We start from the raw sequence: 22809 nt of genomic DNA, 5'->3' as shown, positions 1-22809 counted from the left end.
CATCGCAAGCATTCCGTTCCCCTGCGCATCCTGCGCGATCCTTGCGACGGGACGATCGCGGCATGGTGCGCCGGGGCGCACCCTACGGAATGAGGGGAGTGGCGCGCGCGGCCAGCAGGCGGTCCAGCACGGACTTCAACGCCAGCGGCCGCACAGGCTTGGCCAGCAGCGGAAGATCGGCCTCACGCACGGCACGACGAACGGCCTCGGTCTGGTCGGCGCTGAGGATCAGGCAGGGCCTGGCGCCGAAACGCTCGCGCAGGCGCGACGACAGCGCCACGCCGGTATCGCCGTCGTCCAGATGGTAATCGAACAGCCACAGGTCGGCGACACGCGCCGACAGCGCCCGTTCCGCCGCCACGCCATCGGCGGCGGTGGACACGTCGCATCCCCAGCCCCGCAACACCTGCTCCAACGCCCTCAAGGCGGCAGGATCGTTGTCCACGGCCAGCACGTGCCGCCCGGCGATCCCCGGCTTTCCGCCGATGGAGGGCGCCGCCGGCGACGGCGCGGCCACGCGGCGCAGTTGCACCGCGAATGCCGCGCCCTGGCCCACGCGGCTACGCAGCGACAGCGGCGCATCGAGCAGTCCGGCGATGCGGTCGGCGATGGACAGCCCCAATCCCAGCCCCTGCCCCGCCACGTCCTCGCCACGGCGGAATTCCTCGAAGATCGCCCGCTGGTCCGCTTCGGCGATGCCCGGCCCGGTATCCAGCACTTCCACGCGCAGGCGGTCCGTGCCCGCCCGGCGCACCCCCAGCAGCACGCCGCCGCGCGTGGTGTAGCGCACCGCGTTGGCCAGGAAGTTCTGCAGGATCCGCCGCAGCAGTTGCGGATCGGTGTGCACCCACGCGCGCGAAGGCACGTGGTGGAAAACCAGGCCGTGCTCGTGCGCCAGCACGCCGAACTCCGACGCCAGCGGTTCCAGCACTTCGGCCAACGGGAAATCGCGCGGCTCGGGCACCAGTCCGCCCGCCTCCAGCCGCGACATGTCCAGCAGGCCGGTCAGCAGGTCGGTGGTGGAATCCAGCGCGCCGCGCACCTGCGCCACCGATTCTCGCTGGCGCGGTTCGGCCAGTTGCTGCGACAGCGCGTCGGTGAACAACTGCGCGGCATGCAGCGGTTGCAGCAGGTCGTGGCCGATGGCGGTCAGGAAGCGGCTCTTGGCGTCGTTGGCGTGCTCGGCCTCGCGCTTGGCGGTTTCCAGCAGCGCGGTGCGTTCGGCCACGCGCTGTTCCAGCGTTTCGTTGGCCTGCTTGAGTTCGCGCTCGGCCCGGCGCGAGGCGGTGACATCGGTGTAGGTGGCGACGAATCCGCCGCCGGGCATCGGGTTGCCCTGGATTTCCACGATGCTGCCATCGGGGAAGACGCGCTCGGTCAGGTGCGGGGTACCGGCCCGCATGAAGGCCAGGCGGCGGTCCAGCGCGCGTTCGTCGTGGCCGCGCTGCGGCATGCGCTGCAGCGCCCAGCGGGTGAGGTCGGCGATCGGCCGGCCCACCTGCAGCAGTTCGGGCGGGAAATCGAACATCTGTTCGTAGCGGCGGTTCCAGGCCACCAGCCGCTGGTCGCGATCGACCACGCTGATGCCCTGGCTCATGTTCTGCAAGGCGGCCTCCAGCACCTGCTGGTTGAAGCGCAGGTCCTGCGAGACCTCGCCGACGATGGCCGCCACGGTCTCGAGATCCCCGCTCTCGCGCCGCGCCGCGTCCAGCAGCAGGCGCGCCGACGCCGAGCCCAGCACGGCCGACAGCTCGCGCTCCAGCCGCGCCTCGATGGCGGCCGGCACGGTGCCGCTGCGCGGCGCGTCGGCCAGCAGTTCCTCCACCCGCTCGCGCGGGAGGAAACGGCGGCCCGCGTCGCGCAACGTCTGCGCATCGAAACCGCGGCTGTCGTGGCGCCGCGGCGCCGCGCCACGCCAGTTGGCCGCCAGCAGGGTCACCACCGTGCCCAGGAACAGGCTCACCCCGACCGCGCGGCCCAGGCGGCTCCAGCCGGTCAGGCCGAAGAAGCCGTCCGGCGACAATCCGGCGATGCCGAATGGCCCGCTCTGCAGCCAGCCCGGCGCCACGCCGCGCGCATCCATCGTCACCGGCAGCAGCAGCAGCCAGGCCCACACCAGGAAACCCGCCACGATGCCGGCGATCACCGCACGCGGCGACGTCTGCGGACGCCAGATCGCGAACGCCAACGCCGGCGCCAGCGTGGCCAATGCCGAGAACGACACCGCGCCCACGTCGGCCAGCGCATCGTTGCCGGCGATCAGGCGGCTGTAGGCCCACGCCAGCAGCATCACCGCGACGATGCCCACGCGCCGCTGCGCCAGCACCGCGCCACGCAGGTCGCCTCCCGTGCCGCGCAGCCAGCCGCCACGCAACAGGCCCGGCGCCAGCCAGTGGTTGCCGATCATCAGGCTCAGCGTCAGCGTGCTGACCACCACCATGCCGGTGGCCGCGCTCAGTCCGCCCAGGAACGCCAGCAGGGCCAGGCCGTGCTGGCCCTGCGACAACGGCAGCGCCAGCACGTACAGGTCGGACGGCACGGTATCGCCGAACATCGCGCCGCCGGCACGCGCCAACGGCAGCAGCGGCGCGGCCATCAGCACCATGTACAGCGGGAACAGCCAGCGCGCCGTGCGCACGTGCTGCTCGTCGCGGCACTCGACCACGCCCACGTGCACCTGGTGCGGCAGCGTGAACATCGCCAGCACGCCCAGCGCCACCAGCGGCAGGAAACCATAGGTGGTCGATGCCGGCGCGGGCGGCGGTGGCGCGGCCACCACGTCCGGCAGACCGAACCAGACGAACAGCCCCAGCGCCAGCATCGCCGCCAGCTTGAACAGCGACTCGAACGCCATCGCCAGCACCAGCCCGCGGTTGTGCTCCGCCGCGCTGGCCCGGCGCGTGCCGAACAGCATGGCGAACACCGCCATCGCCAGCGCCACGTAGAGCGCGCTGTCCTGCCAGGCCGGCAGCGCCTCGTTGCCCGGCGAGCGCGTCAGCAGCGCGAAGCTCATCGCCACCGCCTTCAGCTGCAGGGCGATATAGGGAATCAGGCCCAGCGCCGCCACCAGCGTGACGGTGGCGGCCAGCCAGCCGTCCTTGCCCAGCCGCGTGGCGATCAGGTCGGCCAGCGAGGTGGCGTTGGACTCGCGCGCCATCCGCACCATCCGCACCAGCAGCACCGCGCCGAACGCATACAGCAGGATGGTGCCGACGAAGGTGGGCGGCAGCGGCCAGCCGTAGCGCGCGGCCTGCGTCACCGTGCCGAAGAACGTCCACGACGTGCAGTACACCGCCAGCGACAGCGCGTAGATGTAGGGCCACTGGATGGCCAGCACGCGCGGGTGGCGCTCGGCGTACAGCGCCGAACCGAACAGCACGCCCAGCCACAGCAGCGCGGCCAGCACGACGACGCCGACGCTCAGCATGGCGTCCCCTGCGGGAGCGATGCCTGTGGGAGCGGCTTCAGCCGCGACAGAAAACTCTCCGGGCCATCGCGGCCGAGGCCGCTACCCACGCCTGTAGGAGCGGCCTCGGCCGCGATGCTTTTGGCGGGGCGTTCGGGAAGAGCATCGCAGCCAAGGCCGCCCCCACAGGGGAACACGGTCTTTCCTATCGCTTCACCGGAGCACGCGGATACGGGCATCGGATCAGCATAACGCAGCAACGGCGGGCTTTCGCCCGCCGTTGCCGGTCCGTCCCTGTCCGCGGTCAAGGCACTCAGAAATCGTAGCGCGCGGTCAGGCTGTACTGGCGCGGCGGACCGTAGAAGCCGGTCAGCACGCCGTAGGCGGCGATGTTGTAGCCGGTGGTGCGGTATTCCTTGTCGGTCAGGTTGGTGCCCTGCAAGGAGAACGACCAGGCATCGTTGGCGCGCCAGATCACGCCCGCGCCGAGCAGGCCGTAGCCTTCCTGCTTGATCAGCGGGCTCAGGTCGGTGGTCGGCCAGACCGCGGACTGGTACGAATAGCCCACCCGCGCCGACAGGTTGCCGCCGTTGGCCAGATCGGTACGGTATTCCACGTTCAGCGCACCGGAAAATTCGGGCGCGTTGGTGAATTCCTGGCTGTCGGCGATGTTGACCCCGGCGTCGATGAACTCGTCGTACTTGGCGTCCAGCCAGGCCAGGTTGCCGCTGATCAGCCAGTTGGCGGTCGGCAGGAACTGGTACTCCACTTCCACGCCCTGCACCGTGCCCTTGCCGGCATTGGTGAAGTCGCCGAAGAAGCTGGAACTGCCGTCGGGCAACGTGTACGAGGTGAACACCGACAGCTGGATGTCCTCGTACTTGTTGTAGAAGTACGCCAGGTTCAGGAACATGCGCTGGTCCAGGAACGACATCTTGCTGCCGATTTCGTAGCTGTCGACCTTCTCGTCGTCGAACGGCTCGCCAGAGCGCGGCACCGAGGTGGTGTTGGCCCGGATGTTGTAGCCGCCGGACTTGAAGCCGCGCGAGGCCAGGCCATAGACCATGATGTCCGGGGTGATCTGATAGTCCAGCGAGATCTTCGGCGAGACGTTCTTGAAGTTGACCGTCTTGTCGAAGTTCGCCGCCGTGCCCCACGATGTGTCGTAGTCCAGACCGGTGTAGAACCGGTTCAGCGCGACGGCATGCTTGTCCTCGTCGGTGTAGCGCGCGCCGACGTTCAGCGCGAGCCGGTCGGTCAGGTCGAACGTCCAGTCGGCATAGACCGCGATGCTCTCGGTGTTGACCACGCCCTGGGTATCGCCGAACAGCGGATTGGTCAGGCTGGGGGCCAGCAGCGGGTTGTAGAAATGGTTCAGCACCTGGCCGCCGGCATCGCCGTTGAACCAGTAGAGGCCCATCACGCCGCGCGCGCGGCCGCCGCCATCGAAGTTGGCCTGCAGTTCCTGGCTCACCTGGTTGTCGTGGTAGAACGCGCGCACGTCCACCAGCGTCAGCGGCGTGACGTCGAAGTCGATGCTGGTTTCCGTGTCGGACTCCCGCTTGGCGATGATGTACTTGAAGGCCCAGTCCTCGTTCGGACGCCAGTTGACGGTGGCCGAGGCACCCTTCATCTCGGTGTCGTTGACGTTCCTCATGGCGCTGCGGATGTCGTAGCGGTCGCTGGTGGGCGGGTATGCCGGGGCCAGCGGATTGGGCGCGAGCATCTTGGCGCCGCGCACGCCGGACTGGTCGTCCAGGTAGTCGAAGGCGAACTGCACGTCGAAGTCGTCCTGCGAGTACGCGCCCAGTTGCAGGCGGGCGGCGTTGATTTCCTTGTCGCTGACGTCCTGGCCGGTGTAGGTGTTCTTGCCGAAGCCGTCGCGGTTCATGCTGGCCACCGAGACGCGCCCGCGCAGGCCGCTGTCCGGGCCGCCGATGGAGCCGCCGAGCGCGGCCTTGACGTCGAGCTGGTTGTAGTTGCCCACCGTGACCGAGGCGAAGCCCTCGGTTTCGGTCGGCAGGCCGCGCGAGATGTACTTGATCGCGCCGCCGATGGTGTTCTTGCCGTACAGCGTGCCCTGCGGGCCGCGCAGCACTTCGATGCGCTCCACGTCGAACACGTCCAGCAGCGCGCCCTGCGGGCGGGCGATGTAGACATCGTCCAGGTAGATGCCCACGCCCGGGTCCACGCCCCACAGCGGATCGGCCTGGCCCACGCCGCGGATATAGGCGGTGACCGTGCTGGTGGAACCGCGCGCGGCGTAGATGGTCAGGTTGGGCACCTGCGCGCCCAGATCGCCCAGGTCCTTGATGTTGAGCTTGTCCAGCGTTTCGGGGGTGAACGCGGTGACGGCGACGGGCACATCCTGCAGGGTTTCCTCGCGCTTGCGCGCGGTGACCTTGACCGAGTCCAGCGTGGTGGCGGAACTGGCTGGCTGGTCGCCGGCTCCGGCCTGCTCCTGCGCCGATGCCAACGGCATGGACGACAACAGGACACAGCCGATCGCCAGGCTCAAATGCTTGCGCTTCATGGGTCTCCCCTCCTCCCGGGTATGACATGGCGGCGGACGGATGCCGCCGATTGCAGCGAACGTTAGGCCCCGGGCCGCGCCGGCGGCATCGTACCTTCGTACAGTGGGACGGCCGGCGTGCCGCTGCGGATACTCGCCGCACCTGCAACCGGCGCTGGCCGAGGAGTCGCGGATGTTAAGGAGTAGCGGATGTCGTTCCTGATCGTGCTGGCCGCGCTGTGCTTCCTGATGTTCGTGGCCTACCGCGGCTACAGCGTCATCCTGTTCGCGCCCATCGCGGCGCTGGGCGCGGTGCTGCTGACCGACCCGTCGCTGGTGGCGCCGATGTTCACCGGCCTGTTCATGGACAAGATGGTCGGCTTCCTCAAGCTGTACTTCCCGGTGTTCCTGCTGGGCGCGGTGTTCGGCAAGCTGATCGAGATCTCCGGCTTCTCCAAGGCGATCGTGGCGGCCACGATCAAGGTGGTCGGCGCGCAACGGGCGATGCTGTCCATCGTGCTGGTCTGCGCGCTGCTGACCTATGGCGGCGTGTCGCTGTTCGTGGTGGTGTTCGCGGTGTACCCGTTCGCGGCGGAACTGTTCCGCCAGAGCGACATTCCCAAGCGGCTGGTGCCGGGCACCATCGCGCTGGGCGCCTTCACCTTCACCATGGACGCGCTGCCGGGCACGCCGCAGATCCAGAACATCATCCCCACCTCGTTCTTCGGCACCACCGGCTGGGCGGCGCCGGTGCTGGGCACGATCGGCGGCGTCTTCATCCTGCTGGCGGGCATGAGCTACCTGGAATGGCGCCGCCGCGTGGCCGCGCGCAACGGCGAGGGCTACGCCGGCATGGAGGAACTGCGCAACGAGCCGGAACCCTTCCGCGGCGACAAGCTGGCGCACCCGCTGGTCGCGATCCTGCCGCTGGTGCTGGTGGGGGTGGCGAACTTCCTGTTCACCCGCTGGATCCCCGGCTTCTACGGCGAGAGCCAGTCGTTCGTGCCGGCGGTGATCGGCAATCCCGCGCCGGTGGTGCAGGAGGTGTCCAAGGTGGCCGCCATCTGGGCCGTGCAGGGCGCGCTGCTGGTCGGCATCGTGGCGGTGATCGCGTTCGCCTGGAAGCCGGTGTTCGCCAGTTTCGCCGAGGGCACCAGGAGCGCCATCGGCGGCGCGCTGCTGGCCTCGATGAACACGGCGTCCGAATACGGCTTCGGCGCGGTCATCGCCGCCCTGCCCGGTTTCCTGGTGGTGGCCAACGCCTTGCAGGCCATCCCCAACCCGCTGGTCAACGAGGCGATCTCGGTCACCGCGCTGGCCGGCATCACCGGCTCGGCCTCCGGCGGCATGAGCATCGCGCTGGCGGCGATGGCCGACAGCTTCATCGCCAACGCCAACGCGGCCGGCATCCCGATGGAGGTGCTGCACCGGGTCGCCTCGATGGCGTCCGGCGGCATGGATACCCTGCCCCACAACGGCGCGGTGATCACCCTGCTGGCGGTGACCGGGCTGACCCACCGGCAGTCCTACAAGGACGTCTTCGCCATCACCCTGATCAAGACCATGGCCGTGTTCGTCATCATCGGCGTGTTCTACGCCACAGGTTGGGTCTGAAAGCCGGGGCCTGTTGACCGGCCTGTGCACGCCGTCGCATTCCCGCCATCGCGCTTCGCCAATACTCTGCGCTCATCGGGGAGAATCGGGGCAACAGCATGGCGCGACATACGGTCCTGTGGCGGCGGGTGAAACCGCGCGGCCCGGTCAGGCGCACGTCCGGTCCGTTGGTCCAACGCAGCGACGGCATCGGCACGGCCGATGGCACGCCTACCAAGCCCACGGCCGCCGCGCCGGACCTGCCCGCGCAGGTGCGCGCACGGCTCAACCGGCTGTACGGCTGGAAAGGCGGCGAGCGCCCCAGCCCCAAGGACACCACGCCCGCCCCGGCGCCCGAGGAAACGGCCGTGGCCGCCGCTGGCCGCGTGATGATGGGGCAATCCAACCCGCGCCTGCTGACGCTGGCCAAGCCGCCGTTCGCAGTGCAGATACTCAACCACCTCAGCTACGGCGCCACGCCCACCACCATCGCCGAGTTCAACGCGCTGGGCGGCACCGACAAGCAGCGCCTGGCCAACTACGTGGACTGGCAGCTGGACTGGAACAACATCAGCGATGCCGCCGTGGAAAGCCGCCTGAGCGCCGCCGGCTACACCACCCTGGGCAAGTCGCTGCCGCAGCTGTGGGCCGACCACGTGGTGCCGGACCCGGAATACAGCATCCGCATCCGTCCGGCCAACGAGGTGCAACGCGCCGCGTACGTGCGCGCGGTGTACTCGCGCCGGCAGCTGCGCGAGGTGCTGGTCAATTTCTGGCACGACCACTTCAACGTGCTGGGCAACGACTTCAGCGTCGGCCCGGTGTTCGTGCACTACGACCGCGACGTGATCCGCGCCCACGCCAAGGGCAATTTCCGCACCATGCTGGAGGAGGTGGCCAAGAGCACGGCGATGCTCTACTACCTGGACAACCTCAACAACTCGCGCTCCGGCCCCAACGAGAACTTCGCCCGCGAACTGCTGGAACTGCACACGCTGGGCGCGGAGAACTACCTGGGCTTCATGGATCCTTTCCAGGTGCCGCCCTGCCCCGAGGATCCCAGCTATCCCATCGGCTACACCGATATCGACGTGTACGAGACCTCGGCCGCCTTCACGGGCTGGTCGGCGAAGGTCGGCCACTGGCAGTTCCCCACCGAGAACGACGGCACCTTCGTCTACCGCCAGTCCTGGCACGACGCCGGGCCGAAGTTCCTGCTGGGCAAGCTGTTCTATCCGGAACAGCCGGCGATGAAGGACGGCCGCGACGTGCTGGACCGCCTGGCCAGCCACCCGCGCGTGGCCAAGTTCATCTGCAGGAAGCTGATCCGCCGCTTCATCAGCGATACGCCCAACCAACGGCTGGTCGACAGCGCGGCAGCGATCTTCCGTGCCAACTGGCAGCAGCCCAACCAGATCGAGGTGACCCTGCGGCACATCCTCAACTCGGACGATCTTTACAACAGCTGGGGCCAGAAGAACCGCCGCCCGTTCGAGGCCACCGTCGCCGCGATGCGCGTGCTGGGCCACGACTGGACGCTGCGGCTGGGCCACGCCAAGAGCGACGAGTTCATGTGGCGCTACGGCTTCACCGGCCACACGCCGTACAACTGGCCGGCGCCGAACGGCTACCCCGACACCGGCCTGGCGTGGTCGGGTTCCAACTCGTTCGCGATGACCTGGAAGCTGCTCAACTGGCTGACCGACACCACGGACGGCACGGTCCCGCTCAGCCCGATCCTGGACATCACCCGCAGCGGCGTGCCGGTCGCCAACTGGACGGCCAACAACCTGGTGACGTTCTGGTGCACGCGCATCCTGGGCTACCAGCCGGACGCGGCGCGCAAGCAGGTGCTGGTCGGCTTCATGGCGCAGAACGGCGACCCCAACAGCTACGTGATCCTCGACAACGACGTATGGCAGCAGGGCGACCTGAAACGGCACTACAACCACCAGCGCCTGCGCAGCCTGGTGTCGCTGATCCTGATGTCCCCCGAATTCCTGAGCCGCTGAGGAGCCCGACGTGAGCGATTTCAGACTGACCCGCCGGGAATTCGTCAAGGGCTGCAGCGCCGCCGCGGTGGTCGGCGCCGCCGGCGGCAGCATGCTGTTCGCCGAAGACGTCGGCGCCGCCGCCAACGCCTACGACACCGTGGTGCACCTGTTCCTGCGCGGCGGCATCGACGGCCTGAACCTGGTGGTGCCGACCAGCGGCGCGGACCGCACGCATTACGAGGAAGCCCGCCCCAACCTGCAGATCGCCGCCAGCGGCGCCTACGGCGCGTTGCCGCTGACGCTGGCCAACGGCACCGACACCCGCTTCGGCCTGCATCCGTCCGCCACCGGCCTGCGCGACCTGTGGAACGACGGCAAGCTGGCCATCGTGCATGCGTGCGGCATGGCGACCACGGTGACGCGCAGCCATTTCGATGCGCAGCTGTACATAGACCTGGGCACGCCGGGCAAATACGGCTCGGCTACCGGCTGGATGACGCGTGCCTGGGAAACCCGCGCGGGCAGCACGCCCGCGGCCTCCCTGCCCGCGCTGGGCGTCAGCGGCACGCAGCCGGCCGGCCTGATGGGCGCGGTGGATGCGCTGACGATGAGCAGCCCGTCGGACTTCGCGCTCAACGCCGGTTCGTACGCCTGGCAGATGTTCCGTTCCGGCGCGCCGGCCGGTTTCCGCGGCGTCAACGAAACGCTGGCCGACCTGTGGAATGGCCGGACCGGGGTGGAAAGCACCGGCCGCCGCGCCGATGGCGCGCTGCGCCTGGTCAACCAGCAGGGCTATGCCAACCTGCCGGCCGGTTGGCCGGACAACAATTTCTCCCGGCAGTTGTGGACCATCGCCCAGACCATCCGCTTCAACCTGGGCCTGCGCTACGCCACGCTGGACCTGGGCGGCTGGGACACGCACGAGGGCCAGGGCACGGCCGGCACGGGTTACCACTACTACCAGAACAAGATCAACGAACTGTCCGCGGCGCTGTACGCGTTCTTCAACGAACTCAACGGCACCGGGCAGATGGCGCGCACCACGGTGATCGTGCAGTCGGAGTTCGGCCGCCGCGTGCGCGCCAACGCCAACGGCGGCACCGACCACGGCTACGGCAATCCGCTGCTGGTGCTGGGCGGCGCGGTCAACGGCCGGCGCTTCTATGGCCAGTGGCTGGGGCTGGACCCCACCGTGCTGTCGCCCACCTTCGGCGACATCCCGGTGACCACCGACTACCGCCGCGTGTTCTCGGAAATCCTGATCCGCCGCATGGGCAACCCCAACCTCAGCCAGATCTTCCCCGGCTACACCGGCTACGCCCCGCTGGGCATCGTGCAAGGCACCGACATCACCGCGCAATCGCAACCGCAGGTGGCGCCTTCGATCCCCACGCTGGAAGTCCCGGCATCCACGACGGCCCCGGATGCGGGTGGAAGCCCTGCAGTGCCGCAACGCGCCGTGCCCGACTGGCAGCGCCGCGGACCGGTGGACCGGACGATCCTGCGGCGGGAGCGTTGAGCAAAAGCCTCTGCAGGAGCGGCTTCAGCCGCGACGACCGCGCGCTCGAGTCTCCGGAAATCCCGGGGCGGTTCAGGGAGTCGCCTCCAGGAAGCTGTCCAACCTCCGCAAGTGCTCATCGAGTGCCGCCTCGTCCAGGAACGCCCCGAGAAAGCTGTTCCGTGCGACCTGCGCCAGGCGGTCCCGTCCCAGCAGCGGGGCGACGGCGAGATAGTTATCGTTGATGTACCCGCCAAAGTAGGCGGGATCGTCCGAATTGATGGTGGCGCGAAGCCCCTGCTGCAGCATGTGCGGTATGGGATGCCTTGCCACGTCTTCGACGATGCGCAGTTTCAGATTTGACAGCGGGCAGACCGTCAACGTCATGGCTTCCCGTGCAAGCCGCGCAACCAGCAAGGGGTCTTCCATGGCGCGATTCCCGTGGTCGATCCGGTCGACCTGCAACAGGTCCAGCGCCTCCCGTACGTAATCCGGCGGCCCCTCTTCGCCGGCATGCGCTACCCGCATGAGGCCCATCTGGCCGGCACGCGAGAACACGCGCGTGAATTTTCCCGGCGGATGTCCGACCTCCGATGAATCCAGGCCGACCCCGATGATGCGGTCCAGCCAAGGCTCGGCCTCGGCCAAAGTACGACTGGCGGAATCTTCGTCCAGATGGCGGAGGAAACACATGATCAGGCTGGACGTCATGCCGTGCCGCTGCCGCGCATGGGCGATGCCAGCGAGCAACCCCTCGACGGCGACCGAGAACGGGACCCCGCGTGCCGTGTGTGTCTGCGGATCGAAGAATATCTCCGCATGGCGTACGCCATCGGCCGCGGCGCGGTCGAAATACGCAACGGCCAGGTCGCGGAAATCCTCTTCCGTCCTCAGCACATCCGCGCCTTGGTAATAGATATCGAGGAAGTCCTGCAGTCCGGAAAAGCGGTAGGCCGCACGTACTTGTTCGACGCTGGCGAAAGGAAGTTCCACCCCATTGCGTTTGGCAAGCGCAAACATCATGTCCGGCTCGAGGCTGCCCTCGATGTGCATGTGCAATTCGGCCTTCGGCAGGCTGGCGACGAAATCCGCCAAGGATTCTCTTGAATCGGTCACGGGCGTTCTCCACTTGCATCGATGGAGGCGGTGCGATCCCGGCCCCGGATGGCGGTCCGCTCCTGCAACATCCGATGGGCGGCCCCGATGCCATGGGCGACTGCGTCCAAGGGATCCGTTCCGCCAGCAACAAGACGCGCCAGCGTCGCGCCGGCGAGGGTATCCCCGGCACCCGTCGCATCCAGCACGTCGAGCGGTCTGGCCGGCAGCAGCTCGCGGCCACCGGGCCACTCGACCAGAGCGCCGTCGGCGCCGCGTGTCTCCACGACCGTCTGGCGCGCAACCGATTCCTGTGTGCGGAACTCATCGACCAGGTCGCGTTCCCCCCGATTGCAGAAGATGACGTCGGCACGACGGGCCAAGTCCTTGCGCAGTCCGTCCGGAAAGCTGTGTCCATCGCGCTTGGCGATCCAGGCCAGGCGCTGCTGCGGGTGCAGTTCCATCAACACCGATTGCGTTGTCGCTGGAGCGGCGGCGGCGATCACGACGAATTCGGCCATGTGCAGCAGGCCTTTCTGGGATGCCGTCAATGCCGCCTGTGCCCCGGCGCCGGGATCGAGCAGGCAGGTGTGGTTTCCATCGCGGTGATACGCCAGCACGCAGACCGGAGTCCGTGCGTCGCGGTATTGCACGATGCCCTCGACGGCGAGACCCGCCTGTTCGCATTGCCGCAGATACTCGATCCCGTGTGCATCCGTGCCCACCGTTACGATCGGCGCCGCGAAGTGCCCGGCGGCGGCGATCTGGCGGGCCGCATACAAGGCGGCGCCCCCGGCACGAGGCCAGCCATCGGCGACGATGCGTCCGGAGCAGGTTCCCGAAATGCCGTCGCCGGATGCCTGCGTGACCATGACGTAGTCCAGCGTCGCGAATCCGCTCAGGACGACGCGCTTGACGGTCCCATGCGCCCCTTGGGCACTCATCGGCAACCCGTTGCGGATCATGGCGCGTCCTCTCCCGGGCAATGCGTCCGCAGCCACGCCTCGTCCCGGGCACGCGAACTGGCCAGCAACACGAAAACCGTGCCGTCGTTCGGGTCGAAGTTGTTGTCCGAAACCAGCAGCAACGTCGCACGGCCATCGTCCAGCACCGGGCCCCAGGCCATGCCTTCGAAGTTGGCTTGCGGGACGTCGGGCAACTGCGCCAGGTCCAGCATCAGACGCTTGCTGGCAGGCCGAACGGCTCTCCCCGCGAGCGTAGGCACCCGCGAGATCTCCTGACCAGCGTCCACTGACGCGCAGTACAGGCGCACATGGAACCGGAACCCGCCGGATTCCCGCTGCACGCCCGAACGCTCCATGACGAGCAGTTGCCCGCCCCCCAGATCGAGGATTTCGCTTACCCCGTTGTCGGCCAATCGGCCTGGCGGATGTTCCGGCACCGGATCGGTCCGGTAGGCACGCTGCATCAGCAGGGCGCCATCGCGCGAAAGCAGGCTGAAACGCACCAGTGCGCCCTCGCGAGTGTCGGCCAAGGGCCCGTCCTGCAGCAGCGGCGCTTCCATGGCCAGCCAGAGTCCCTTGCCATCCGCGCTCCAGTCCAATCCCTCAAACGACAGATTCGGCCTTGCGCCCGACGACAGCGCCGGGTTCAGCACCAGCATCCGTGTGAGCGACACTTCTCCCCGCCAGTAGCCATCCGGTGCCATCCGGCGCAACGCCGGGCTGGCCATCGAACTCGCATCCCCTTCCGTCGTCCACCACAGTTCGCCCGATGCCGGATCGAATCGGATGGCTTCGGCGTCGATGGCCTCTGCCCCGCTGCCGGGTGATGGATAGAGAGCGCCTGCCCGGGTCCGGATCGGTATCGCCTTGCGAACCCGGATTTCCGCTATCCCGTTGCGATCCAGATCGATGTCTCCGACATGGAATCGGGCCGGCGCATGCTCGGACCGGTCATCGCTGACCAGGAACCAGTCCCCCGTTCGGGGATCGCGGTCGATCCCCGAAATGCCGCCGAAGAGCGTTCCCTCCACCTCGTGGGTCGGAGGCAATTGCGTATATCCCAACACCTCGAAAGCGAGCGCAGGCGATGCCGGCGAACGCATCGTTGCCGTCTGGCTGCAAGCCGTCAGGATTGCCGCTGCGGCCATGACCGCCAGCAATCCGCGTTGGTGTCCCCCCAACGCCATCATGCCGTTCACATGCCCCATGACCGCATGCCGGATACGGATGCCTGCATCGTGTTGTCGACGATGCGGCCGCAATACATCGATACCACGCTGGCGGCATCGACGCCGACGCAGATCCGCTGCACAGGCGCCTCGTCCGAAGGGCCTGCGATGGATCGGCGGTCTTCCGGCCTGAATACCGTCTGGCCGATGGCGACGCCTTCCGTCGTCGCGCGGATGTGGCCCGAAGCGATATCGAACAGTTCCGGGGCGACCGCATAAGCCACTGCGGCGACGTCGTGCAGGCAACTGCCGGCGAGCCCATCCTGCTCGCGGTAGATGGCCTCGTAGCGCCGGGAAATCTCGTACAGGAAGCGGGCATCGCCGCCGAACTCCCGCGCCAGCCTTTCCGCGATACCGGCATCCAGGACGCAGTCCAGGGTGACGTCCAGACCGACCACGGTCATCGGCCAGGAAGCGCCGAACACGATATCCGCGGCATGCGGGTCGTTCCAGACGTTGGCTTCGGCCACCGGGGTCACGTTGCCGGAACGCCCATGCCGCCCGAACGCGCCGCCCATCACGACGACTTGCCCGATCAGTCCTGCGATACTTGGGTCGATCGCCAGTGCCGCCGCGAGGTTGGTCAATGGCGCCAATGCGAGAATGCTTATCTCGCCCGGATGCGTGCGGGCCATCCGCACGATCGCCTCTGCCGCGCCCTCGCCCGCCGGGACGTCCGCGCGCGATGCGGCGATGCCGCCCGCATCTCCCAGTCCATCCACGCCATGGACATGGACGGGGCTGGGCCGGCGCTGCATCGCCAGCGGTTTCGCCGCGCCGGCATGCACCGGCGCCCGGATGCCGAAACGCCGGCACAACGCCAGCGCATTGCGCGTGGTCGTGCCGACATCCGCATTGCCGAAGCAGGTGGTGACCGCAACGATGTCGAGTTCCGGGCTGGAGGCAGCGAACCTCAGCGCCATCGCGTCGTCGATCCCCGGGTCCGTATCGACGATGAACCTCATGCCGGTGTCCTTGCCGTCGCGCTTATCCATACACCGCCCGGCAGACCGCTTCGCACTTGTCCAGATCGAACCGTCCGCCACTGCGCACGCCCGATTCCATGTCGATCCAGTACAGCGTCCCCTCCGGGGCGGCAATCCTTTCCAGCACGGTCGCGACGTTATCCGGCGCAATGCCGCCCGAATATCCGCAGAACGGTCCGTCTTGCGGAATCCGCGGCCAACTCGCGGGAGCAACACCGGTTCCGAAGGAAACGTCGAACAGCCAGTCGACCCGCATGTCCCGTGGAAAGCCGTCGGAGCACTGCAACATGCTGCGAACGCCGTGCCGGCGCCCGAACCATGCCGTGTTGCCGATCTGCTCCGGCGTGCTGCCTGTCGTGCCGTGGTTCACCTGCACCCGGGTGACGCCGGCGATGTCCACCGTCGCGGCGACCGGATGGTTGGCGATCAGGCGTGCCTGTTCGCCGCAGACGTGCGCAGCCCAGCGCAGCCCCGGTCTTGCGAGCAACCGGGCGCGCGCGTCTGCATCCGGAAACAACGGCAGATGCGTCTGCGCGTCGTCGACCAGCAGCCCCCATTCGATCGGGTAGCGCGTCGATAGCAACGTCATGCCGTCCAGCAGGCCTGGATCGTCAACGCCGGTGAATGCGATGAATGCGGGTAATTGCAGCATGGTCTGTCGCTAGATGAGGGAATGAAGAATGCCGATGACGGTCGCCGTGGTGCACGAGGTCAGGAACGCGGCGGCCAGCGCCTTGAATCCGAGGCGCACGACCACGCCGGCCTTCTCCGGCGCGAGCGAAGTCAGCGTTCCGATCAGGATCGCGACGCTGCCGATGTTGCCGAAGCTGCACAGCGCATAGGTCATCATCAACGTCGACTTGTCGGTCATCGCGCCTTGCGGCATGCCCGCCAGCTGGACATAGGCAACGACCTCGTTGAAGGCGATCTTCGTCCCCAGCAGCGTTCCCGCTTCCTGCAGGTCCGGCAACGGGATACCCATCAACCAGGCGATCGGCGAGAACAGCCAGCCGAACAGCGTCGCCAGCGTGAGCGGGGCGCCCGTGTGCGGCAGCCAGCCCAGGAACCGGTCCACCAGTGCGACCATGCCCACGAACACGATCAGCAGGGCCGCGATGTTCACGACCATCCTGACCGCCTTGAGCGTTCCGCTGGTCAAGGCGTCCAGGCTGCTCTTGTATTCGTTGTGAAGCTCCAGCGGCTGCGCCGCCATCGCCGGGTCGGAAGGCACGATGGCCCGCGCCATGCCGATCGCCAACGGCGTGCTGATCAGCGACGCGATCAACAGGTGCGAGAACGCATCGGGCATGCGCGAGGCCAGCACCGAGGCCAGCACGATCATCATCGAGCCTGCGATGACGGACATGCCGTGCACCATGAGGATGAACAGGTCGCCCCGCGACATCTGCGGCACCAGGGGGCGCACCAACATCGGCGCCTCGACCATGCCCAGGAAGATGCAGGCCGACGTGGAAACCCCCACGGGGCCGCTGACCCCGAACAGACGGCCGAACACCCGGCCCGAAACCCGCACGAGGATGCGCAGCACGTTCCAGTGCCACAGCAGCGCGGCCAAGGCACTGACCAGCAGCAACGCCGGCAGAGCCTGGAACGCAAAGATGAAGATGCGATCGCCATGCGGATGCGAGATCTCGAAGGGCTGCGCGCCGCCTGCTAGATAGCCGAAGACGAAAGCCGCGCCGTCCACCGCACTGGCCTGCACCGCGTCCACCGCATGGGCCAGGACGCCCAATGCCTGCGTGATCGCGGGAATGCGGGTCAGAATCAGCCCCAGCACAACCTGGCATAACAGGCCCACCAGGATTGGCCGATAGGGAAACCCGCGCTTCCTCTCCGAAAGCAGCCAGGCGAACCCGACAAAGGCGAGCAAGCCGATGCAGGCGCGGATCAGTTCCCAGTTGCCCATGCTCGGCTTGCTCCTGGTGCGCGGGTGTCCGATAGTGTGGCCGGAATATATATGAAACGTTTCACTTTGGCAATTTCCTACGCGTCCAGCGTAAGTGTCTTCTTCCTTGCCCCGATATGTCGGCCCCACCTGCGGACAGGCAAGCCATTGCGGAGGTGTCCAGCCTGCGACGAGGCTTGCCGGTCACCCACGTTTCCTCTTCTGCGGATGAAACGTTACGCTACCGCGACAATTCCGCTCGCAGAACGGCGGCCAACGGATACATGACCGACACCCACAGCAAGCGCCCGACGCTCAAGGACCTCGCCAAGGCGGCGAGCGTGTCCCTGGCCAGTGCGTCCTACGCGATCAACGGTACCGGCTCCCTCGGCGAACAGACCCGGCAGCATGTCCTGCGCGTGGCCGAGGACATCGGCTACCGGCAGAACCTCAACGCCCGGGCCATGCGAACCGGTCGCACCAGGGCGATCGGCCTGGTACTCCCGGACCTGAGCAATCCCTTCTTCCCCAGCCTTGCGCAATCGGTGATCCAGACGGCGCGACGGTGGGGCTTCAGCGTCTACGTCACCGATACCGAAGGCTCCGAGGAACTGGAACGCGACACGCTCAAGGAACTCGTCGGCCGAAACGTCGATGGGCTGATCTGGTTCCCCATTCGCGACGTCGATACCGCCGGCCCGCTTATCGGCAACGTGCCGACCATCGTGCTGGACCGTTCGCTTCCCGGCTTTGAATGCATCCAGGCGGACTATGCGCTGGGCGGCCAGCGCGCGGTCGAGCATTTGCTCGCCGCGGGACACCGCCGCATCGGCATCGTATCCGGCCCGACCGACATCGCCAGCATGCGCCAGCGTTGCGAGGCCGCCGCCGCCCAGATCGGCCGTCATGGAGAACTCGCTTTCCAGGTGTCCAATGCCTTTTCCACGGATCTGGAGCCGGCGGTGGCGGCGGCCATCGACAACCGTGCGGCCACCGCGGTCTTCGTCGGAGCTGATGTGATCGCCATGGGCATCCTCGGCCATGCGCAGACGCATGGCCTCAAGGTTCCCGATGATTTGTCCATCGTCGGTTTCGACGACATTCCCTGGGCGAATTTTTCGTCTCCCCCGCTGACCACCATCGAGATGCCGCTCGAACAGATGGCCAGCGAGGCCGTCGAGGCGTTGGCGCAACGCATCGACGGCAACCCCAGAGCGTCCCGCCGCATCATTCTGGATACCCCGCTCATTTCGCGCCGCTCGGTGGCTCGGCCTGCCGCCGCCTGAGCCTGACCGCTCGAACCCTTCCATCCCGATCTTCGCCGGAAGTGAATCCAGGTGATGCCATGGGCATTGGCCCGTTCGGGACTCGAGTCTTGGGTGAAGCGCCAACGCATGCCCGGTTTCACTGGATGCGTTCGATCCTGAGGTGTTTTACCGCACGAAGCGACGGCCGAAGATCGATTCAATAAAAATCGTTTCATTTTCACAAAAATCCCGTTGACAGCATGTTTTTAGGCACTGTATAACTTGCCGCGTCGGGCCTGCGCCCTTTTTTTGGTGAAATTAAATGAAACGTTTCACTTGTATGAAAATGGCGTTACTGCCTTATGTCATTGGTATGTCACTGCAGGCTGCGGCGCAGGAACCGGATGGCGCCGATGCCGGACAATCGGTCCAGGAACTGGACAAGGTCACGGTCACGGCCCAGAAATTCGGTATCGGCCAGGCGCGCGCCGCGTTCGAGGTCGGCAAGGAGGAGATCGAGCAGCGCCCGATGGGAGCGGATATCTCCCAGAGCCTCGCCAGGGTCCCCGGGGTGCAGGTTTCCACCGGCGATGCGCGCGGCGGCAGCTTCTCGTTCGAGATGTACATGCGTGGCCTGACGGACGAGCAGATCGGCCTGACGCTGGACGGCATCCCCACCGGCGACTCCCGTTTCAACGGCGGTTCGCCGCCGGCCAGGTTCATCGAGAGCAGCAACATCTCGCGGATCGAGGTATCGCAAAGCTCCGGCGAGATCGGTGCGCCGTCGCGCTTCGCACTGGGCGGCTTCATCAACTTCATGACCGACGACCCGGCGACGGAGTTCGGCGGCACGACCGAATTCGGCATCGGCCAGTACGGTTTCCGCCGCGCCTTCGCTCGGCTGGACACCGGGGAAAGCCAGAGCGGCTGGTCCGCCTATCTGACCGCGTCCAGGCAGGAGAGCGACAACTGGGCCGGCCCCGACAGCCGCTCGTCCGAGCGGGATCATTTCGAACTGAAGGTCCTCAAGACGTTCTACAGCGGCTCCCGGATCAGCGCGCGCGTGTCCTACAACGACCAGCGGGACAACGACTACAACATCGTCACCAAGGGCGAGTTCGAGAACAATCCGAATACGGACCGGGCGACGGACGCCATCAGCGGCATCCCCGCCATCGACGTGGACTACGGCGGCGCGCTGGGAGGCGAACGCAAGGACTGGCTGGCCTACGTGAACGGCGACTTCCTGCTGGGGGAAAACGTCACCCTGAAGGTCAACCCCTACTTCCAGTCGCTGAAGGGCGAGTCGTACCGCTACCAGGACCGTTCCAGAATCCTGTCCGGTGGCGACCCGCGCGCCGTGCTCGGCTACAACGCCAATGGCGGCGCGATACGCCCCAGCCTGACCACGCTCCGGGACAGCAATGCCTATGGGGGCCCGGCCGACATGCGGGTCACGCCGCGCGACCGCGACCGTTATGGCGTGACGGCGGAAGTGGTCCTCGACGACATCATCCAAGGGCACAGCTTCCGCCTCGGCGGTTGGTACGAAGACAGCAAATCCTCCGAAAGGCGCAACTTCCATCCCTTGTCGAACCCGGCCACCAGTGTGGCGTACGACCGTGGCCTGTTGAACTACGTCGAGTACGAACGCCATGCGAACCTGGATACGACCATGTTCTATCTCCAGGACCGGATGCGGTTCCTGGACGAACGGCTGAAGGTGGACCTGGGCGCGACCTATTACGACGTGGGCTACGAAGCATGGTCGCCGCTGGAGTATTCGTCGCGGTTGAGGTTCAACCAGACTTCGGGCCTGAACGCGAAGCTGGGGACCGCATACGAACTGTCCGACGGACTGGAACTGTTCGGCGGTTATGCGCAGAACTTTTCCGGCATCCCGGAAGACGCCTTCCTGGGATCCACCGCGATCATCAATCCGGGGACGCTCAAGGCGCTGGAATCGGAGAATGTGGATCTCGGCCTGCGCTACGCCAAGGACGACTACGCCTTCTCGGTCCAGCTCTACCAGGTGAAGCTCAAGAACGGCGTCGGCATCGTGCCGAGGGCGACCGCTGATGAGATCGAACCGGACGAGATCGTGCGCGGCAACGTGGCCACGGAGGCGGTCAACACCGCGGGCCAGCGCAATCGCGGCGTCGAACTGACCGGCTTCGCGGATTGGGGCGCACTCGATCTCTATGCCTCGTACGCCTACCAGGATGCGAAGCACGACGATCCGCCGGTCGGCAGCGAGGCGCGCAAGCGACTGGCGGCAATAGGCATCATCGGCGGGGCGCGGGTCCGGGATATCCCCCGGCACAGCGTGTTTACCCAACTGGGCTGGGAGCCGGGCGAGCACCTGCGCTTCGATCTGAACGCCAGCTACGTGGGCAAGCGTGTCGGCGGCCATATCATCCACCCGACCACCTTCGAGGAAGTGGCCATCGAGAACCTGGACAGCCACGTCGTGGTCGGCTTGGGAGCGCGCTATGCGATACGCCGCGAAGGATGGCCCGAAACGGACATCGTGCTGAATGTCGACAACCTGTTCGACAAGGACTACCTCGGCTCGGTAAGCGGCGCCACCGCGACCCAGCCGGAATTCGGACTCCTGTCCGGTACGGGCATCTACACGCTGGACCGGTACTTCATCGGTTCGCCGCGCACCTGGACGCTCTCGCTGCGCCTGCGTTTCTGAATCAGAGGAAACAGCCCAAGCCGACCCTGACACACTCGCTGCTTGACACCGATCACCGAGACTCAGGTGTCGGGTATTTACCCAACTTGTACATCCCGTGCAAGCCATGCTGGATGCGCTACACCGGCTCTCGCCAGAAGCCAGTCAGAACATGGCGTTCTCAGCATGAAAACGTGGGGAAACCTCAGCCTCCGTCCCCTTTAGCCCCTCGCTGTCATAGCCGGGCTCTTGAGATCACTTAGTAAGATTACTTACAGCTCGCTTTGTAGTTAGCGAGCGACTCGCGATTAGACTTCTCGCTGGCCTTGCCGAGCCCCCCCACTTGGAGCGCCCTCTCAAGCCAGTAATTTGCCCTGCGACAGTCAAGGTCTCGAGTGGCAATTGCCATATGCGTCATGCCGATCGCATCGCCGTTCTCAGCTGCTATGCGATACCAGAAACGCGCTTCGGTCAGTCGATTCGCATTTGCAAACTCATCGCCAATCGCTACTGCAGTCGGACCATCACCGTTCAACGCAATGGATATATCAGCATCATCAACTCCAACGAGCGCGAGCCTATCTATATCCAAATACCGATCAATTAGATCGACCTTCTGCTCATCTATGTCCAGCTTAACTACCAGCCCGGCTTTCGGTGAATCTACCTGCTGACTGCAGCTGACAATCAGGACACATTGCAATGCAATGACACTAACGAGAAGACAGTGGCCACATCGATCTTTCATCGCTGCCTCCTCGGATCTACGGTAACTGAGTCTTTTATGCGCGACCCGACTGAGGCTTCGGCCGCCTTAAAAGTCACTTTACCATCCGATCGCATGCTGATGGAACCAATCCGACCAGAGTTCTTTCCAGAAGAATCGGTCATCTGGAACCAGCGAGCCTGACCTTTGCCATCGGCACGACTATTTGCGGTGAATGTCAGATCTCCATTCTTGGACTCACTCATCTTCACGTAGCCGGTTGCCGATATCACCTTCGTGTCGAAATCTTGAGCAAGCTTTGCTGGAACATTCCCCAAGCCGAGGTTACATCCACCGAGGTAAATGTAACCACTGTCCCCAGTCTCCGATCGGGACCGTGCTATGTCGGCCTTGAGAGAGTCATAACTTACTGGTGGCCCATGGCTTGGCTGGTCTCTATTGTCTTGAAACCCAGTCGCCCACGAATGGCCCGTTACGGTAGTCATGCCCGGAATGTCAAAACGACTGGTCCCCTTGTAAAAATAATCATACTTGTAGTTGTACTGTACATCCGACCGTCCATCTGGATCGACGAATCTATAAGGATTGTTCGCCGCGTACCTGTAGCGATGGAACTGCCCGACCGGGTTTGAGTAGGCCGTCACCGGATCAACACTGAGGAATAGCCCGATCTGTGGGTCCATATAGCGCTGCTGCATGTACGTCAGCCCCGTGGCCGCGTCCTGCACGTGACCCGTATACCCCGGCCCATCCTGCACCGCCGGCGTCAGCTGCAACCCGTATGGCTCGTACTCCCGTGTCGTTTCCACCACTGCGCCGATGGCGTCGGTCATCGCCACCACGCTTCCCAGCGCATCGGTGTGCACGTACTTCACCGTCGTCTGCGCACCTGCAACTGCAGGCATGACCGCAGCAAGTACGACCAGCAACCACCGCGCCACCAGCAGCTTTGTCAGGCGACCCATTCCGGC

15 protein-coding genes are annotated in these 22809 nt (G+C 66.1%); 5 read left to right on the top strand and 10 right to left on the bottom strand.

Annotated features, from left to right (window positions below; all coding sequences use genetic code 11):
* Positions 1-82: 82 nt before the first annotated feature.
* Positions 83-3427 (bottom strand): hybrid sensor histidine kinase/response regulator, encoded by a 3345-nt coding sequence (locus AAD027_RS07055; RefSeq protein WP_341725299.1) that lies wholly within the window; start codon positions 3425-3427, stop codon positions 83-85.
* Between the two features lie 292 nt (positions 3428-3719).
* Complete coding sequence (locus AAD027_RS07050; protein ID WP_425605413.1) at positions 3720-5888, bottom strand: TonB-dependent receptor; 2169 nt, start codon at positions 5886-5888, stop codon at positions 3720-3722.
* A gap of 240 nt (positions 5889-6128) precedes the next feature.
* Here AAD027_RS07050 and AAD027_RS07045 point away from each other — a divergent pair, with 240 nt between their 5' ends.
* The 3 genes from AAD027_RS07045 to AAD027_RS07035 all read left to right on the top strand — a co-directional run bounded on the left by AAD027_RS07045 (position 6129) and on the right by AAD027_RS07035 (position 11024).
* The gene (locus AAD027_RS07045; RefSeq protein WP_341725297.1) at positions 6129-7532 is read left to right on the top strand and encodes a GntP family permease; all 1404 of its coding nucleotides are present in this window, start codon (positions 6129-6131) and stop codon (positions 7530-7532) included.
* A gap of 98 nt (positions 7533-7630) precedes the next feature.
* Positions 7631-9523, top strand: a complete 1893-nt coding sequence (locus AAD027_RS07040) for a DUF1800 domain-containing protein (RefSeq protein ID WP_341725296.1) — start codon at positions 7631-7633, stop codon at positions 9521-9523.
* Between the two features lie 10 nt (positions 9524-9533).
* A complete protein-coding gene (locus AAD027_RS07035; protein ID WP_341725295.1) occupies positions 9534-11024 on the top strand; it encodes a DUF1501 domain-containing protein in 1491 nt (496 codons plus the stop codon).
* Between the two features lie 72 nt (positions 11025-11096).
* On the opposite strand, the gene AAD027_RS07030 is transcribed toward AAD027_RS07035, so the two are convergent.
* The 6 genes from AAD027_RS07030 to AAD027_RS07005 are packed head-to-tail and all read right to left on the bottom strand — an operon-like array spanning position 11097 to position 17334.
* Positions 11097-12119 carry an adenosine deaminase gene (locus AAD027_RS07030; protein WP_341725294.1) on the bottom strand — a complete coding sequence of 341 codons (1023 nt, stop codon included), beginning with the start codon at positions 12117-12119 and terminating at the stop codon, positions 11097-11099.
* Entirely contained in the window at positions 12116-13063 is a 948-nt protein-coding gene (locus AAD027_RS07025) for a carbohydrate kinase family protein (RefSeq protein WP_341725293.1), read from the bottom strand. Before AAD027_RS07025 ends, AAD027_RS07030 begins: the two co-directional genes overlap by 4 nt.
* On the bottom strand, positions 13060-14271 hold the full coding sequence (locus AAD027_RS07020; protein WP_341725292.1) for an esterase-like activity of phytase family protein: 1212 nt from the start codon (positions 14269-14271) through the stop codon (positions 13060-13062). The genes AAD027_RS07025 and AAD027_RS07020 overlap by 4 nt, the downstream gene beginning before the upstream one ends.
* Complete coding sequence (locus AAD027_RS07015; RefSeq protein ID WP_341725291.1) at positions 14259-15257, bottom strand: nucleoside hydrolase; 999 nt, start codon at positions 15255-15257, stop codon at positions 14259-14261. The genes AAD027_RS07020 and AAD027_RS07015 overlap by 13 nt, the downstream gene beginning before the upstream one ends.
* 22 nt (positions 15258-15279) lie before the next feature.
* Positions 15280-15930, bottom strand: a complete 651-nt coding sequence (locus AAD027_RS07010; protein ID WP_341725290.1) for a beta/alpha barrel domain-containing protein — start codon at positions 15928-15930, stop codon at positions 15280-15282.
* 9 nt (positions 15931-15939) lie between these two features.
* Positions 15940-17334, bottom strand: coding sequence for a NupC/NupG family nucleoside CNT transporter (locus tag AAD027_RS07005; protein ID WP_341725289.1), 1395 nt, complete (start codon positions 17332-17334; stop codon positions 15940-15942).
* Positions 17335-17468: 134 nt separating this feature from the next.
* Between AAD027_RS07005 and AAD027_RS07000 the strand changes: the two genes are divergently transcribed.
* Both AAD027_RS07000 and AAD027_RS06995 read left to right on the top strand, forming a co-directional pair.
* On the top strand, positions 17469-18470 hold the full coding sequence (locus tag AAD027_RS07000; protein WP_341725288.1) for a LacI family DNA-binding transcriptional regulator: 1002 nt from the start codon (positions 17469-17471) through the stop codon (positions 18468-18470).
* 334 nt (positions 18471-18804) lie between these two features.
* Positions 18805-21132 (top strand): TonB-dependent receptor, encoded by a 2328-nt coding sequence (locus tag AAD027_RS06995; RefSeq protein ID WP_341725287.1) that lies wholly within the window; start codon positions 18805-18807, stop codon positions 21130-21132.
* A 247-nt stretch (positions 21133-21379) separates the two neighbouring features.
* Here the strand turns inward: AAD027_RS06995 and AAD027_RS06990 are convergent, their stop codons facing one another.
* A complete protein-coding gene (locus AAD027_RS06990) occupies positions 21380-21859 on the bottom strand; it encodes a hypothetical protein (protein WP_341725286.1) in 480 nt (159 codons plus the stop codon).
* A complete protein-coding gene (locus AAD027_RS06985) occupies positions 21856-22803 on the bottom strand; it encodes an RHS repeat-associated core domain-containing protein (RefSeq protein WP_341725285.1) in 948 nt (315 codons plus the stop codon). Before AAD027_RS06985 ends, AAD027_RS06990 begins: the two co-directional genes overlap by 4 nt.
* Positions 22804-22809 lie beyond the last annotated feature (6 nt).

This window comes from Pseudoxanthomonas putridarboris, assembly GCF_038321125.1.
In the GTDB taxonomy this organism is placed as follows: Bacteria; Pseudomonadota; Gammaproteobacteria; order Xanthomonadales; family Xanthomonadaceae; genus Pseudoxanthomonas_A; species Pseudoxanthomonas_A putridarboris.
This window is presented reverse-complemented; position numbering and strand designations above follow the sequence as displayed.